Origin of the sequence: Dolichospermum sp. FACHB-1091 (genome assembly GCF_014697585.1) — a bacterium.
Taxonomy (GTDB): domain Bacteria; phylum Cyanobacteriota; class Cyanobacteriia; order Cyanobacteriales; family Nostocaceae; genus Dolichospermum.
The window spans coordinates 24,684-38,922 of the sequence record NZ_JACJSB010000036.1 but is presented as its reverse complement, the minus strand read 5'-3'; the positions used below and the strand labels follow the sequence as shown (position 1 = coordinate 38,922).

Genomic DNA, 14,239 nt, shown 5'->3' with positions numbered 1-14,239 from the left:
GTTAGGAAGTTAGCTCCTTCTAGGTAGGAGGATGCTAGTCCATGGGTGTACCAGGAACTAACGAAGGTTGTACCGGTTAACCAACCGCCTAAAGCGAGGAAGGCGCAGGGGAACAGTAATATTCCTGACCAACCTACGAATACAAAGCGATCGCGCTTTAACCAGTCATCTAATACGTCAAACCACCCTCTACTGGGGGCGCGTCCAACTGCGATGGTCATTTAACTACAATCCTTGGTTTTTTACTAAAATTGCTACGTTTTTTAAGCGATGTTTCGGCGATTCTACCAATTTATGGCAACTACCGTGAAAAATTCAACGTTTTTTCCAATCTCAGCAGCTTTTGAGAATGTGAGATTGTGAGAACTGACTACTTAATAAATAAAGTCATCACTTCTTTGGAATTATGTCATGTTCAGCCACCATTAACCAGTAATCTGGGTTTTGTCAGCTTAATGATTCTTAACTTATCACATTTGCCAGGGTTTGCGCTGGATACGGGCAAGAAAATTCAATATGTTAGTATCTCCAATACTATCAATATCAGAGAATATCAGAATTTTAACAATTTGACACAAGTTTTCTCAGAATCAGAAGAGAGAAAAAATTCTCCCTTATCCCCCAAAGCCCATAATATCCTTGATAACTTGCAATTAAGACGGCTTGAGTGTCAAACTTGAGAAAGATAGTCCAAGGTAGTTTCATGACGGTATCAACAACGATTAACAAAGGCGAGAACCTTCTCTATCAAAAGGTTCTGGGTTCACGTCGGTTCAGCAACTACTGGTGGGCAACTATTGTTACTATGGGAGCCAGTGGTTTTTTCTTAGCTAGTATCTCCAGTTATCTCAAGGTTAATTTACTCATAGTTACTGATCCCACCGAACTGATATTTGTCCCTCAAGGATTGGTAATGGGATTATATGGTGCGGCTGGCTTGCTATTAGCCTTATATCTGTGGCTGGTGATTTTATGGGATTTAGGTGGCGGCTATAATGAGTTCAATCGGGAAACGGGGAAATTAAAAATCTTTCGCTGGGGTTTTCCAGGGAAAAACCGTGAAATCCAAATTGACGGACGCATCCAAGATGTACAATCGGTGCGTATTGTGATTAAGGAAGGTCTTAATCCTCAACGCGCTTTGTATCTCCGGCTGAAGGGTAGACGGGATATTCCCCTCACTAGAGTGGGTCAACCCTTGTCTTTGGCTGATTTGGAAACTCAAGGTGCCCAATTAGCTCGTTTTTTGGGAGTATCCTTAGAAGGACTCTAGAAATTTTGGATTTTGGATTTTGGATTGCTGATCAATCAATAATGATCATGCTCGATCTGATGAGAGTTGTTTTCACGGTTTAAAATCCAAAATTCCACATTTCTGCCAGAAAAGATCGGATGCTTTGAGGATTTACGCAAAACTCAAGGAAAGTAGAGGTAATTCATGTAGCAAGATCCCGCAGGATATTACCCCTACCGAGGAATAGGTTTTTAAGTTTTTTTAGTCCACTGAGGTACGCGGTTCATTCCTGATTCCTGTACCTAAGTAGGATAGGAAATGCTATATATTTTCCGTAGGTCATAACCTTGTTTGATTCAGTCACTAACAATGCAATTAAAATTTCCACAATTTTTTGTAGCTTGGTTGATTATTTTTGCTTTGACTTTGGGAGGATGCACGAGCGGTATAGTATCTTCTAATACATCCCCAACTCCAGCAGCTACTACAAGCACACAAACAGTATCAAAACCTACTAGTGAGAGTATTCCCGGCATGAAAGATTTACCACGGCTTGAAGGTAAAGCTACAGTGGTGATGACAGTTAATGGCGCACCAATTACGATTGAATTAGATGGCATTAATGCGCCAATTACTGCGGGTAATTTCGTGGATTTAGTGCAAAAAGGTGTTTATAATGGTCTAGTATTTCATCGCGTTGTCCGTGATCCCCAACCTTTTGTCGCCCAAGGTGGAGATCCACAAAGCAAAGACCCAACATTTCCCGCTAATAGACTGGGAACAGGTGGTTATATTGATGCTAAAACTGGGAGTGAGCGCCGTATACCTTTAGAAATTAAGCCCAAAGGCGCAAATGAGCCTATTTACAGTAAGACAATTACTGAGAAGCCAGAGTTACAGCATAAGCAGGGAGCGATCGCTATGGCCCGATCACAAATACCTGATTCTGCTTCTTCTCAATTCTACTTCGCTTTAGCAGATTTATCATTCTTGGATGGTAATTATGCTGTATTCGGTAATGTCACTGAAGGCTTTGATGTAGTTAATAACATTAAACAAGGCGATCGCATTGAGTCCGCAAAAGTTACCCAGGGTGCGGAAAATCTGAAAAGTCCTGAGTAGTCATTGGTCATTAGTCAGTGGGAAACATCATTGATAATTGGATTTTATTCCCGATTTTTCAAGTATTCCCACTGCTGACTTATCACTTTTGAATTTTGACATCAAATCTAAAATCTCAAATCTAAAATTGGTTAAGGTTGTTGTTACTGGTATTGGTTTAGTTTCTGCTTTAGGCAAAAATCTGGAAGATAGTTGGCAAAATCTACTACTTGCTAAAACTGGGATTAAATTACATCAACTATTTCCAGAATTGGGGGTGATTCCTCTAGGCTTAATTGCTGAAAAACCTACGGCGTTAAGTACCATAACGGAAATAGTTGTTACATCAGCTTTACAAGATGCCCAATTAGTACCGCCTTTATCTGATTGTGCTGTAGTCATTGGTTCTAGTCGTGGTTATCAAGCATCATGGGAAATGATGGCGCAAAACATACATGAACAAGCGGGAGGAGCAAATTTAGACAATTGGTTAAATACTTTACCCCAAATGAATGCGATCGCTGTAGCCCGACAAATAGGAGCATCAGGGGCAATTTTAGCACCAATGGCCGCTTGTGCAACAGGAATTTGGGCGATCGCTCAAGCTGCGATGTTAATTCAAAGCGGTGAGTATCAAATAGCGATAGCTGGTGCAGTAGAAGCACCTATTACACCCCTAACAATTGCCGGATTTCAGCAAATGGGGGCTTTAGGGAAAACAGGGGCATATCCCTTTGATTTATACCGGGAAGGCTTGGTATTAGGTGAAGGTGGTGCTGTATTTATCCTTGAATCTGCGGAGTTGGCCAGTCAACGTCAAAGCAAGGTTTATGGAGAAATATTAGGTTTTGGCTTGACAGCAGACGCATATCATGGTATATCTCCAGAACCAGAGGGTAAAAGTGCGATGGTCGCAATTAAGCAATGTTTAGAACGTAGTCAGATGACACCAGCAGCTATAGACTACATTCATACCCATGGTACAGCTACCCAATTAAATGACCGCATGGAAAGTAAAATTATCCAAAATTTATTTCCAGCAAAATTAGCAATTAGTTCTACTAAAGGTAGCACAGGTCACACATTAGGCGCGTCGGGAGCTTTAGGTGTAGCGTTTTCACTGATGGCATTGCGGCATAATATATTACCTCCCTGTGTAGGACTTCAGCAACCAGAATTTAATTTAAACTTGATTAGATCAGCACAAGAAAGTAAAATTAAGAATGTTCTGTGTTTTAGCTTTGGTTTTGGTGGACAAAATGCTATTATGGCTTTAGGAAATTTCAAAACTCGATAGTCTATGAGTGAGATTTTTTTAACTGATTAATTATTGTAGAATATCAGTTAATGGCGATCGCGTTTTAAATTAAAAATAACTTTTTCTAAATACCACTTGGTTGATTTACCTGGATACTTATTTTGTTCATGTCTCAAAAGTCTTTCCGCAGTTACACTATCTGATTGTAATAGCATTAATAATTGTTTCCAAAGTCTTTTTTCCGCACTTCCAAAAGTGAAACGAGTGGGATCTAATTTTCCGGTTTTTTTAGCCTTAGATATACGCCGTTTTTGGCTGCGAATTACAGATATTGCTAAAAACAAGACCATTATCATCAAAATTAGCCAAAGGGATAAAATCAAGGTGTGCATATTCAAGTAAGTTAGTATAATTATTAATTACAGAATGCAGGAATTATTTAAATATACACATCCGTAAATATTCTGATTTTATTTAGCTTAAAATTAGACAATCAACCCAGAAACTCCCGACTTCCTGAAATTTATTAAAATTAAATCAAGGATAAATGAAAGAATTTGAAATCCTTAAAAACTTATATTCTCAAGATTTAGAAACCAGAAAAAATTGGTATTCCCAGGTATCAGAGGCTTACAATAAATTCAGACCTTGCTATCCAGAAGAAATTATTAATGGTGCTATACAAATAGCTCAAATTTCCCCAAAAGCTAATATCCTAGAACTAGGTTGTGGACCAGGAAACGCAACTTTAGCATTTGCTAAATTAGGCTTTTCTATGATTTGTTTAGAACCAAGTTTAGCAGCTTGTCATTTAGCAAGAAAAAACTGTGAAATGTACCCACAGGTAGAAATTCAGCAGACCACTTTTGAAGAATGGGAACTAGAACCTGAAAAATTTGATGCTGTTTTAGCAGCAACTTCTTTTCATTGGATTAATCCTCAATCTGGTAATATCAGAATTGCGGAAGCTTTAAGAAACGACGGTGCTTTAATTTTGCTTTGGAACATGACTCCCCAACCAGAATATGAAATATATCAAAGTTTCCGGGAAATTTATCAAAAGTATGCTCCATTTTTAGATAGGTACGAAGATATAAAAACTCAAAAACAGATAGTTGAAAATTTAGGACAAATAGCTATTAATTCAGGTAGATTTAAAAATCTAGTTTCTGAACAAATTGTATGTAAAGCTAATTATTGTATTGATGATTTTCTACTACTTTTAAGCACTTATACACCTTACCTAAAACTAGATATAGAAACCAGAAATTGTTTATTTACAGAATTAGGAAAAAAGATAGAAAACAACTTCGGAGGAAATATTCAAATCACCTATATCTCAGCCTTTCAGGTTGCTAAAAAAGCTGAGATATAGTTAGGACTTACGCACAAGTCACGGAATAATGAACCACGAAGGAGCGAAGATAACGAAGAAAAGAGGGTTTGAGAGGTATTTTGCGTAAGTCCTGATAGTGTAACTAATACCGTTTTTCTTGATTTTCGGGAATGTATAAATGTGAAACTACTTACATACCCTCTACCAAAGCCTCATATTGTTCTGCTGTGAGAGAATCATCTATTTCCGCAGCATCATCAACACGCACTTTAATGAACCAACCTTCACCATAGGGATCATCCGCTACTTGTTCTGGAGCGTTTATTAATGCTTCATTACTCTCTATGACTGTGCCACTAACAGGTGAATTAAGTGTTTCCACGGCTTTCACGGATTCAATAGTACCAAAGGTATCTCCCTTAGTAATAGTATCACCAGTGTCTGGTAGTTCTAAAAAGACAATATCACCCAATTGTTCTATAGCAAACTGAGTAATACCGATAGTAGCAATGTCGTCATCCAGACGAACATATTCATGGGAATCTAAGTATCGCAAATTATGGGGATATTCAGAAGACATATCACTTTCTCTTCAATGTTAAAACAATAGTGTGACGAGCGTAAGCTAAACTCATTATTCCTCAAAAACCTCAAAGATTATACTATATTCCTGTACTTGACTGAAGTGGGAAATGCTATATCACTTAGTAACACGATTTTTTGAGCGATAAAATGGGCGTTTCACAACTACAGCGGGGTAAGCTTTACCGCGAATTTCCACTTCTAGCTGCTGTTTGACCGTTGCTAACTGACTGGGAACATAGGCCAAAGCTATGGGATAACCAAGTGTCAGCGAGAGAGTACCACTTGTTACTTCTCCTACAACTTGACCCGATGATAATACAGGGTAGCCGTGACGGGGAATATTCCGTCCTTCTGCTTGTAAACCTACGAGTTTACGCGGTACTCCTTCGGCTTTCTGCTGTATTAAAACTTCCTTTCCTATAGAATCACCTTTGGTGTCTAAATGTACCAACCAACCTAAACCAGCCTCTAGAGGTGTAATAGTATCATCAATGTCCTGTCCATAAAGTGCCATTGCAGCTTCTAAGCGCAGGGTGTCTCTACAACCAAGTCCACAGGGAATAACACCAACATTATATAGATTTTGCCACAAGTCTATACCCACGGCGGAATCTACCATGACCTCAAAACCATCCTCTCCTGTATAACCTGTCCGAGCGAGAAATGCGTATTTTCCGAAAATGGTTGTTTCTAAATGTCCAAAAGCCTTAATTGCTGATAAATCCTCTGTGACTAAAGATTGAAGATGATTAGTAGCTGTTGGACCTTGAACAGCAATTAAAATTTTATCCCGTGAAAGATCTTGAAATTCAACTGTATTCGGATCAAGATGCGCTAATATCCATGCTCTATCTTTATCAGTGGTTGCGGCGTTGACGATAATTACAACCTTTTGCGTATCAAAGCTGTCTGTACCTTGGTAGTAAATAATGATGTCGTCAACGATTCCACCTTGATGGTTCAGTAATACGGTATATTGTGCTTGTCCAGGTTGTAAACGACTTAAATCTGAAGGAACTAAATACTCAAGTTGGGAAATCAGGTTCTGACCTTGGAGGATAAATTTACCCATGTGAGAAATATCGAACATTCCCGCCGTATTTCTAACAGTGTGGTGTTCTTCTATAATACTACTATATTGTATGGGCATTTCCCAGCCACCAAAGCTGGTAAATTTGGCTTTAAGTTCTACACCCATTTGATATAAAGGGGTTCGCGCTAGAGATTGGTTTGTATTTTCTGGATTAGCCACAGTTAGATAGTTATATTTACGTGGAATAGAAATTAAAATTTATACAGTAAAAACTTAAAACTTGACACCTTTACTAAAGCTTTCCCCGTGGAGAGGAAAGACTCACAACTGAGTTTTTAGTCAAAAGCAAGTAGAGTTTTTCACTATATCTATCCTAGTAGACAGCTTCTAATTTAGCAGAGAATTACTTCTGACTCCTTCCTGCGGTTTAATAATTAATAGTGGAATTGTTGAGATTTATTAAGCAAAGATGATCAAGTATCGCCCAATATTGGCTAGTATGATTTTAGCCTTGGTGTTGTTTGTTTTCCCTTTATCAGCCCAAGCTGCAAGTTCTTCCAGTGTTACTAGTTTTAACATGAATCAGGGAGTCGCGGGAAAGGACTATTCTGGTCAAAGTTTAATTAGAACTGAGTTTACAAATGTGAAATTAGAGAATAGTAACTTTAGTAATGCTGATTTGCGCGGCGCTGTGTTTAGTGGTTCTTTATTAGAAGGTGCAAATTTACATGGTATTGATTTTAGTGAAGGCATTTCTTATTTAACAAGATTTAAAAACGCTGATTTAAGTGATGCCGTGTTAAAAGATGCAATGATGTTGCGTTCTACCTTTGAGGGTGTTAATATTACTGGTGCTGATTTTACAAATGCAATTTTAGATATGGTACAAGTGAAAAGACTCTGTACTAATGCCAGTGGTGTAAATTCTAAAACAGGTGTAGATACTCGTCAATCTCTAGGATGTAAATAAATACATTAAGGGGACGATACGGATGATTCGAGTCATCCGTACGCATCGTCGTATATAATATGAATCCCACAAGAGTCTTGCTATTTATATTTGCACCTAATCTCCCTGGAATATGCTGTAAATACAATGAGGGAAATAAAATTATATTGTCTAAAAGCTTGACTAATTAGCCAGCAATCAGGTATTATATTAGATTGTCTGTCTAATTCTGGCTCGGATCAGGTAGACATACTGCAAAAGCTGGCAAAAGCTGTGAATAATAGCGTCTCTATAGAAGATTATATAGCCAGCTACCTGTACGGCAACCTCAAGGACGATTTAATGACCTACGCAATTATTGAAACTGGCGGAAAACAAATCAAAGTAGAAGCAGGTCGTTTTTACGACATTGAACTACTCAACGCCGAACCAGATGAAAAAGTTACCATTAACGCTGTATTGCTTGTAAACCACGACGGCGCACTTTCCATTGGACAACCTTTGGTAGAAGGTGCAACAGTCGAAGGGACAATTATGCGACACCTGAGAGGTCGCAAAGTCCTGGTGTATAAGATGAAACCTAAAAAGAAAACCCGCAAAAAACGGGGACACCGCCAGGAAATCACCAGATTTTTGATTAATTCTATCAATCTCAACGGCGAAGTTTTAGCTTACGAAGAAGGCCCTACTGGTGCTGAAAGTCCAATTATTGATGCTGACTTTGTGGAAGAAACCGCAGAGGAATCATAAAAATTGATAATTGATAATTACCAATTACCAATTACCAATTACCAATTAAATTTTCCCAGCCTAAACTAGACAATTAGCGGTCTGGGATTCATAAAGTAAATAAGAAAGAGGAAATCATGGCTCATAAGAAGGGAACAGGTAGTACACGTAACGGTCGTGACTCAAATGCTCAACGACTAGGTGTAAAGCGTTACGGTGGACAAACTGTACGCGCAGGTAATATTTTGGTTCGTCAACGTGGTACTAAGGTTCACCCTGGTAACAACGTTGGTATTGGTAGTGATGATACCTTGTTTGCTTTAGTTGACGGTGTAGTTACCTTTGAAAGAAAGGGTAAAAGCCAGAAGAAAGTTAGCGTTTATCCAGTAGTGGTAGCAGAGGTAGAAGCGTTAGCAAGCTAGTTAGTGATTAATCATCTGGCTAAAAATTATAGAGACGTTACATGAAGCGTCTCTATAAAGTTTAAACAAATTAAAATGGGGTACTTCATATATAAAGCTTGATAAATGCGCCCAGCGCTAAACCTACGACTGCAAAAAAGGATATACAGCCAAAAGCGAGTGCTGGTTTTAAAGCAAGTGTTTGGAAATCTATTCTGGCTAGGATAGTCGCGCACAAAATGAGTAAAATGTCAAGAAATACCCGAAACCAGGCAACCATGAGAAAAAATAGGAAAGCTGCTAAGATAGCCACACCAAAGGACCTAGCACTTGACTTGAACAAGATACTGGTATACTCGTTGAGTTTTAATCCAGGGCTGGTAAAACAGATGAGGGACAGCAGGATAGTTACCACGGTTATCAGCCATATATACCAAGGGGCTGTTTCTGCAAATACCATCCAGCCCAATGTACTGTAACTCAGTAATACGAGTGCCAGAGAAAACCAAGGGATCTTTTTCAAAATTGACATATAGCAAGAATCGGGAATCAAACAGATTGAATAAATGTGAAAGTAATGTGAAAGTTCTGTACCTTACTCAGTTACAAATCGTAATATACTGGTATTTTGAATATCGGTTTCATTCATTATTTCACAGATTTACCTAACCCATCAGGTTTCTTGATGGTAAATTCCACCCCTAATTCCATTTTGAGAGAATAAAAATCAACATTTGGTTAAATATGTTGATAAATATTTGTAAACTGTTAGCAGTTGAGTAGCCAACTGGCATATCATTAAGGATTGATCATGAGACAACTTGTTATCGTCGAGCGTATAAGCCTAATTGGTCATATCGTTTCTATGGTATTTGGACTGCTGGGGATATTAATTGTTATTCCCAATGCTGAATTGCTTGTCAGCTTATCCGCAGCAGGGGAGACCGTCATGCAGTGGAGTATGGCAGGTGGTGGTGTGGTATATATGATTTTCGGGGCGTTGGGAGTGTTCCTCTATGCTTACCGAACTTTGGGTTTGGCACGCACTTTAGGATTTTTAATACCATCCTTATCAATTTCCCTAACTAGTGAATTATTAGGAACTAGTACAGGCTTTCCCTTTGGAGGCTATAGCTATTTGAGTGGCTTAGGTTATAAAATTTCTGGTTTAGTACCTTTTACAATTCCCCTTTCCTGGTTTTATGTAGGATGTGTATCTTATGTATTAGCCCGTGCAGGTTTACAAGTAGATAAAAAACCTAGCTTGTTTCGTCAAATTGGTGCAATTGTTTTAGGTGCTTTACTACTCACCTCCTGGGATTTTGTCCTTGACCCAGCCATGAGTCAAACTTCCCTGCCTTTCTGGTATTGGCACGAACCAGGCGCTTTCTTTGGTATGCCTTACCAAAACTTTGTCGGTTGGATGGGTACTGGTGCTTTATTCATGACTGTAGCGGCTTTATTATGGAGTCAAAACCCGATTAAATTAGACTATTACCAATTGAATGTACCTTTATTAGTTTATTTAGGTAACTTTGGTTTTGCCACAGTCATGAGTTTAGCCGCTGGGTTTCCCATTCCTGTATTACTAGGTATAGCTCTGGGGGTCGCTCCGGCTGTGCTGCTGTGGTACATAGGTTCTAGCACACCCGCAACAGTGAATATGGAAGCAGCTACTCAGGAAGTTGCTGTTACTAATGTGAAGGTTGCTTTTAAGTAGGTAAGAGAGACGAGGAAAGAGGGAGAAGAAATTAAATTATTTACCTCTTTCCTAATTACACAAGAAGAAAGCTGAAAATGCCACAAAGACTCATGTTTAGAAACTTTTAGCTATGTTTGAATAATGAGAGTGATATAATCACATTTATAAAATATGGCAATACTTAATAAGTCCACTAAATTATGCACGTTATTTCTCGTAAAGTGTTGCGTCAATTTTGGCAAGAGTATCCTGACAGTGAAACTGCGCTGATTCGTTGGCTCAAAATTATAGAATTGGTAAGCTTTCAGAGTTTTGAAGAATTACGTTCTGTTTTTCCCAATGCTGATCTTGTCGCTAATTTAATTGTGTTTAATATTGGTGGTAACAAATATAGATTAATTGCTTCAATTCATTTTAATCGTCAGAAGGTTTATATTCGTTATATCTTAACCCATTCAGAATACGACAAAGACAGATGGAAAAGTTAATCACACTCCCCCCAGATATTAATACTCATTGGAATGCGATCGCACCACTGCTGATAATTCGTAATGAAGACGAATATGAGCAAGCAATCGAGCTATTAAATAATTTGATTGATGAAATTGGCACAAATGATCAGCATCCTCTTTATAATTTGCTTGATACCTTAGGGACGCTGATTGAGGTTTATGAGAAAGAGCATTATTCTATCCATAATTGTAGCGGTAGTGATGTATTGGCTTATTTAATGGAGGAACATAGATTAAGTTTATCAGATTTGCCTGAAATTGGTACATCCGCAACAATAGAAGCTATTTTAAATAAACATCAAGCACTAACTCTGAGTCAAGTTCAACAGTTAGCACAACGTTTTCAAGTTCAACCCCAAGTATTTTTGGATTAGTCTTGTAGCCTAGATTAAAAACAAATTATTGTTAAGTTAATTTACACAAATTGCGAGAAGATGTAAACTAGCTACTTTATAGAAAAAGTCAAGGTTAGAATTGCTAAATATTATTCCTCTCCTCCTGCTACTAGTCCAAGTCCCCGCCACGGCGATTTTACTTTCTCGTTTACTCAAAGGACCAGGACGTTATCCAGCTTTAAAACCACAACAACCCACACCAGAACTTTTGGGAACTGTGAGTGTGGTTGTACCGACACTTAACGAAGCATTACGAATTAGCCCGCTGTTAGCCGGTTTAAGTCGCCAAAGTTACGAAGTTAGAGAAATTATTGTTGTTGATAGTAAGTCACAAGATGGTACTCCCGACCTAGTGAAAACCGCAGCATTAAAAGATCCCCGCTTTAAATTAATGACAGATGATCCCTTACCTACTAGCTGGGTTGGTCGTCCTTGGGCTTTACATAATGGCTTTTTATTTACTTCCGAGGGCAGTGAGTGGTTTTTGGGCATGGATGCAGATATTCAACCCCACCCCGGTTTAGTAGCGAGTTTGGTGAAAACTGCGATCGCTCAAGGTTATGATTTAGTATCTTTATCACCGCAATTTATTCTCAAATATCCGGGAGAATGTTTATTACAACCAGCTTTGTTGATGACATTGCTGTATAGATTTGATCCTACGGGTATTTATACTGAACAACCAGAACGGGTCATGGCTAACGGCCAATGTTTTTTGTGTCGTCGGTCTGTGTTAAAGGCTGTGAATGGTTACAGCAGCGCTAAAGGTTCTTTTTGTGATGATGTCACCTTAGCCCGGAATATTGCCTCTCATGGCTTTAAAGTAGGCTTTTTAGACGGAGCAAAGGTGCTAAAGGTGCGGATGTATGAAGGGGCTTTAGAAACCTGGAAAGAATGGGGACGTAGCCTAGATTTGAAAGACGCAACTCCCCGCGCTCAAGTTTGGGGTGATTTATGGTTATTGTCTGCGGTGCAGGGTTTACCACTATTGATTTTACTGGGTTATTTCCTGTTTCCCCCTTTGCTTCCCTCACTGCCGGCACTGCTATTGTTAGAATTAAATATATTTTTGGTGGTGATTCGTTTTGCTTTATTATTAGCGATCGCTCCCTCTTATGATCGTCAAGATGCCAACGGTGGTTGGTTATTCTGGCTTTCCCCTGTGGCTGACCCCCTAGCGGTGCTGCGAATCTTTTTATCTGCCCTCCGCACTCCCAAAGAATGGCGCGGGCGGAAATATGGTGATTAATGCCATTTAGGGTGTTGACCGAGGGTATCGCTCTTTATTCCAAAGTTTAGGAGATTAACTATAATAACAATTAAGTAACGTTATACTATATATAGTTTTAACTTAAAATAAAATGAGCGATCGGCCACTTCAGATCACCCTCCATAAGCGCGTTCAATCTGCTTTGGATGCACTTTCTTCTCAAGAAAAACAAACTGTATCTCAAACTTTGATGAATTTAGCTAATTCTGGGATAGAAACAGCAATATCAGCTAATATCATTAAAAAGCTGAAGATAGATGAACCACTCTATTTATTGCTAATTAATCCCAACTGGAGAGCAATTTTAAATATGGACAATCCCGATGAAATTAAAGTTTTAGATTTGATGACTCACGATAGGTTAGAAATTTTTGCGGCAGCAAATAGCTAACTTTAAGTATCACCCATGAAAGATTTTATTAAACTTGATTTTAATCCCCGGATTGCTAGAATTCAACTTAGAGAACTCCGCTACCTATTAGACGAAAATAAATCTTTATCTGAAAACGATGATATTCTGCCCTTTTTCAGAGATAATCATCAGTTATCAGCATTTATTGGTTCTTATCATCCCAAAATTAATAGATTTAATCGTCTGGCATTTGAGTATGACATATTTGGAGATTTTACGGCTGACTTAGTAATTGGAGATGCTATTAAAAAATCCTATTGTTTTGTGGAATTTGAAGATGCTGCATCTAACAGCATATTTGTTTGCAGATCAGGAAAAAATACTCCTGAATGGTCTTCCAGATTTGAAAAAGGATTCAGTCAGATTTTAGATTGGTTTTGGAAACTGGACGATTTAGAAAAAACAGATGCTTTTGAAGATAGGTTTACTGCCAGAAATATTGACTATATGGGATTGCTAATTATTGGCAGAAATGAGCATTTAGAACCTAGAGAGAAAAAGAGGCTGGAATGGCGACAGAAAAACCTGATTCTAAATTCTAAACAAGTCTACTGTATGACTTTTGATGAATTATATGATGATCTATTATTCCGACTGGAAAAGTATCAGTTAGCGGCGGAAGTAGACAATTAAATACTCTCTTAAAAAAGTCGGGTAAAGGAATAATATAGAGGAAAAGATAGTGTTGGGTTTCGTTGCCTCAACCCAACCTGCAAGATCAGCGATCGCACTAGTAGCGGAGCGATCGCTTTTTCCATAGCTGAGGTATTGACAAATGCCACAATTCATGCTGTAGATATTAGTGCTGCTGCGTTAACAGTAGCCCAAACCAATGCTAAAAATTTGGGTTTTAGGGACAAAATTCAATTTTATCACGGTTCTTGGTGGCACCCCTTGGAATTTCTTAAAGGTCAATTTAGTGGTATGATATCAAACCCGCCATATATTCCCAGTCATACCGTCCTCACTTTACAACCGGAAGTAGTTAAACACGAGCCACATTTAGCTTTAGACGGTGGTGCAGATGTTTTAGACCATATTCGTCATTTAATCACAGTTTCCCCTGATTATTTGCGTCCTGGTGGGGTTTGGTTGGTGGAAATGATGGCGGGACAGGCAGAAACCGTCGTCGAATTGTTAGAAAATCATGGTAGTTATAGCCATATTTCCATTCATGCTGATTTAACCGGAATTGAGCGCTTTGCTGTAGCTAGTAAAAATATCTAAATCAGGGTTGACAGGATTTAACCGATTTCAGTCTAATAAAAGAACACCAATTGTGGGCGTGTTCCCATAAAAGTGGTTGCAATTAGTCTTGAAAT

The 14,239-nt window shown here is 38.6% G+C and carries 19 protein-coding genes and 2 pseudogenes; 15 read left to right on the top strand and 6 right to left on the bottom strand.

Translation table 11 applies throughout. The features are described from left to right. Positions 1-221: pseudogene (locus H6G25_RS18640) on the bottom strand (photosystem II D2 protein (photosystem q(a) protein)); the annotation flags it as partial. A 138-nt stretch (positions 222-359) separates the two neighbouring features. Between H6G25_RS18640 and H6G25_RS18635 the strand changes: the two are divergent. The 4 genes from H6G25_RS18635 (at position 360) to H6G25_RS18620 (ending at position 3,632) form a co-directional block, all read left to right on the top strand. Further along, entirely contained in the window at positions 360-680 is a 321-nt protein-coding gene (locus H6G25_RS18635; protein ID WP_190393785.1) for a hypothetical protein, read from the top strand. Positions 681-703: 23 nt separating this feature from the next. Then, positions 704-1,273, top strand: coding sequence for a photosystem I assembly protein Ycf4 (locus H6G25_RS18630; RefSeq protein WP_190393784.1), 570 nt, complete (start codon positions 704-706; stop codon positions 1,271-1,273). A 330-nt stretch (positions 1,274-1,603) separates the two neighbouring features. Beyond that, positions 1,604-2,356, top strand: a complete 753-nt coding sequence (locus H6G25_RS18625) for a peptidylprolyl isomerase (protein WP_190393783.1) — start codon at positions 1,604-1,606, stop codon at positions 2,354-2,356. Between the two features lie 127 nt (positions 2,357-2,483). Continuing rightward, positions 2,484-3,632 (top strand): beta-ketoacyl-ACP synthase, encoded by a 1,149-nt coding sequence (locus H6G25_RS18620; protein WP_190393782.1) that lies wholly within the window; start codon positions 2,484-2,486, stop codon positions 3,630-3,632. Between the two features lie 47 nt (positions 3,633-3,679). On the opposite strand, the gene H6G25_RS18615 is transcribed toward H6G25_RS18620, so the two are convergent. Continuing rightward, the gene (locus H6G25_RS18615; RefSeq protein ID WP_206754784.1) at positions 3,680-3,985 is read right to left on the bottom strand and encodes a hypothetical protein; all 306 of its coding nucleotides are present in this window, start codon (positions 3,983-3,985) and stop codon (positions 3,680-3,682) included. 155 nt (positions 3,986-4,140) lie between these two features. On the opposite strand from H6G25_RS18615, the gene H6G25_RS18610 reads away from it, so the two are divergent. Further along, positions 4,141-4,968, top strand: a complete 828-nt coding sequence (locus tag H6G25_RS18610; RefSeq protein ID WP_190393780.1) for a class I SAM-dependent methyltransferase — start codon at positions 4,141-4,143, stop codon at positions 4,966-4,968. A 151-nt stretch (positions 4,969-5,119) separates the two neighbouring features. Here the strand turns inward: H6G25_RS18610 and gcvH are convergent, their stop codons facing one another. Then, positions 5,120-5,509 carry a glycine cleavage system protein GcvH gene (gcvH, locus tag H6G25_RS18605; protein WP_190393779.1) on the bottom strand — a complete coding sequence of 130 codons (390 nt, stop codon included), beginning with the start codon at positions 5,507-5,509 and terminating at the stop codon, positions 5,120-5,122. Between the two features lie 120 nt (positions 5,510-5,629). Continuing rightward, positions 5,630-6,766, bottom strand: coding sequence for a glycine cleavage system aminomethyltransferase GcvT (gene gcvT, locus H6G25_RS18600; RefSeq protein WP_190393778.1), 1,137 nt, complete (start codon positions 6,764-6,766; stop codon positions 5,630-5,632). A gap of 253 nt (positions 6,767-7,019) precedes the next feature. Between gcvT and H6G25_RS18595 the strand changes: the two genes are divergently transcribed. The 3 genes from H6G25_RS18595 to rpmA all read left to right on the top strand — a co-directional run bounded on the left by H6G25_RS18595 (position 7,020) and on the right by rpmA (position 8,647). Beyond that, complete coding sequence (locus tag H6G25_RS18595) at positions 7,020-7,517, top strand: pentapeptide repeat-containing protein (RefSeq protein ID WP_190393788.1); 498 nt, start codon at positions 7,020-7,022, stop codon at positions 7,515-7,517. 321 nt (positions 7,518-7,838) lie between these two features. Next, positions 7,839-8,246 (top strand): 50S ribosomal protein L21, encoded by a 408-nt coding sequence (rplU, locus tag H6G25_RS18590; RefSeq protein ID WP_190393787.1) that lies wholly within the window; start codon positions 7,839-7,841, stop codon positions 8,244-8,246. Positions 8,247-8,362: 116 nt separating this feature from the next. Beyond that, positions 8,363-8,647, top strand: coding sequence for a 50S ribosomal protein L27 (rpmA, locus tag H6G25_RS18585; protein ID WP_190393777.1), 285 nt, complete (start codon positions 8,363-8,365; stop codon positions 8,645-8,647). An 85-nt stretch (positions 8,648-8,732) separates the two neighbouring features. Here rpmA and H6G25_RS18580 read toward each other — a convergent pair whose 3' ends face one another. Beyond that, a complete protein-coding gene (locus H6G25_RS18580; RefSeq protein WP_190393776.1) occupies positions 8,733-9,158 on the bottom strand; it encodes a hypothetical protein in 426 nt (141 codons plus the stop codon). Between the two features lie 279 nt (positions 9,159-9,437). Between H6G25_RS18580 and cruF the strand changes: the two genes are divergently transcribed. From cruF to H6G25_RS18550, 6 genes are all read left to right on the top strand, one after another. Then, positions 9,438-10,346 carry a gamma-carotene 1'-hydroxylase CruF gene (gene cruF / locus H6G25_RS18575; RefSeq protein WP_190393775.1) on the top strand — a complete coding sequence of 303 codons (909 nt, stop codon included), beginning with the start codon at positions 9,438-9,440 and terminating at the stop codon, positions 10,344-10,346. Between the two features lie 182 nt (positions 10,347-10,528). Beyond that, positions 10,529-10,816, top strand: a complete 288-nt coding sequence (locus tag H6G25_RS18570; RefSeq protein ID WP_190393774.1) for a type II toxin-antitoxin system HigB family toxin — start codon at positions 10,529-10,531, stop codon at positions 10,814-10,816. Further along, the gene (locus H6G25_RS18565; protein ID WP_190393773.1) at positions 10,804-11,214 is read left to right on the top strand and encodes a transcriptional regulator; all 411 of its coding nucleotides are present in this window, start codon (positions 10,804-10,806) and stop codon (positions 11,212-11,214) included. The genes H6G25_RS18570 and H6G25_RS18565 overlap by 13 nt, the downstream gene beginning before the upstream one ends. 100 nt (positions 11,215-11,314) lie before the next feature. Beyond that, positions 11,315-12,484, top strand: coding sequence for a 2'-O-glycosyltransferase CruG (cruG, locus tag H6G25_RS18560; RefSeq protein ID WP_190393772.1), 1,170 nt, complete (start codon positions 11,315-11,317; stop codon positions 12,482-12,484). Positions 12,485-12,596: 112 nt separating this feature from the next. Beyond that, positions 12,597-12,896, top strand: a complete 300-nt coding sequence (locus tag H6G25_RS18555; RefSeq protein ID WP_190393771.1) for a hypothetical protein — start codon at positions 12,597-12,599, stop codon at positions 12,894-12,896. Between the two features lie 15 nt (positions 12,897-12,911). Beyond that, positions 12,912-13,550 carry a Shedu immune nuclease family protein gene (locus H6G25_RS18550; RefSeq protein ID WP_190393770.1) on the top strand — a complete coding sequence of 213 codons (639 nt, stop codon included), beginning with the start codon at positions 12,912-12,914 and terminating at the stop codon, positions 13,548-13,550. Here the strand turns inward: H6G25_RS18550 and H6G25_RS20945 are convergent. Further along, entirely contained in the window at positions 13,527-13,706 is a 180-nt protein-coding gene (locus tag H6G25_RS20945) for a hypothetical protein (protein ID WP_206754783.1), read from the bottom strand. The genes H6G25_RS18550 and H6G25_RS20945 overlap by 24 nt on opposite strands. Between H6G25_RS20945 and H6G25_RS18545 the strand changes: the two are divergent. Further along, positions 13,647-14,144, top strand: a pseudogene (locus H6G25_RS18545) (HemK/PrmC family methyltransferase); the annotation flags it as partial. The gene H6G25_RS20945 and the pseudogene H6G25_RS18545 sit on opposite strands and share 60 nt — an antisense overlap. Positions 14,145-14,239 lie beyond the last annotated feature (95 nt).

Bases quoted from the DNA above. Each gene is read 5' to 3' on its own strand.
- H6G25_RS18630 (WP_190393784.1), top strand. From the start codon at position 704: ATGACGGTATCAACAACGATTAACAAAGGCGAGAACCTTCTCTATCAA.
- H6G25_RS18625 (WP_190393783.1), top strand. From the start codon at position 1,604: ATGCAATTAAAATTTCCACAATTTTTTGTAGCTTGGTTGATTATTTTT.
- H6G25_RS18615 (WP_206754784.1), bottom strand. From the start codon at position 3,985: ATGCACACCTTGATTTTATCCCTTTGGCTAATTTTGATGATAATGGTC.
- H6G25_RS18610 (WP_190393780.1), top strand. From the start codon at position 4,141: ATGAAAGAATTTGAAATCCTTAAAAACTTATATTCTCAAGATTTAGAA.
- gcvH (WP_190393779.1), bottom strand. From the start codon at position 5,509: ATGTCTTCTGAATATCCCCATAATTTGCGATACTTAGATTCCCATGAA.
- rplU (WP_190393787.1), top strand. From the start codon at position 7,839: ATGACCTACGCAATTATTGAAACTGGCGGAAAACAAATCAAAGTAGAA.
- rpmA (WP_190393777.1), top strand. From the start codon at position 8,363: ATGGCTCATAAGAAGGGAACAGGTAGTACACGTAACGGTCGTGACTCA.
- H6G25_RS18580 (WP_190393776.1), bottom strand. From the start codon at position 9,158: ATGTCAATTTTGAAAAAGATCCCTTGGTTTTCTCTGGCACTCGTATTA.
- cruF (WP_190393775.1), top strand. From the start codon at position 9,438: ATGAGACAACTTGTTATCGTCGAGCGTATAAGCCTAATTGGTCATATC.
- H6G25_RS18570 (WP_190393774.1), top strand. From the start codon at position 10,529: ATGCACGTTATTTCTCGTAAAGTGTTGCGTCAATTTTGGCAAGAGTAT.
- H6G25_RS18565 (WP_190393773.1), top strand. From the start codon at position 10,804: ATGGAAAAGTTAATCACACTCCCCCCAGATATTAATACTCATTGGAAT.
- H6G25_RS18555 (WP_190393771.1), top strand. From the start codon at position 12,597: ATGAGCGATCGGCCACTTCAGATCACCCTCCATAAGCGCGTTCAATCT.
- H6G25_RS18550 (WP_190393770.1), top strand. From the start codon at position 12,912: ATGAAAGATTTTATTAAACTTGATTTTAATCCCCGGATTGCTAGAATT.
- H6G25_RS20945 (WP_206754783.1), bottom strand. From the start codon at position 13,706: ATGAATTGTGGCATTTGTCAATACCTCAGCTATGGAAAAAGCGATCGC.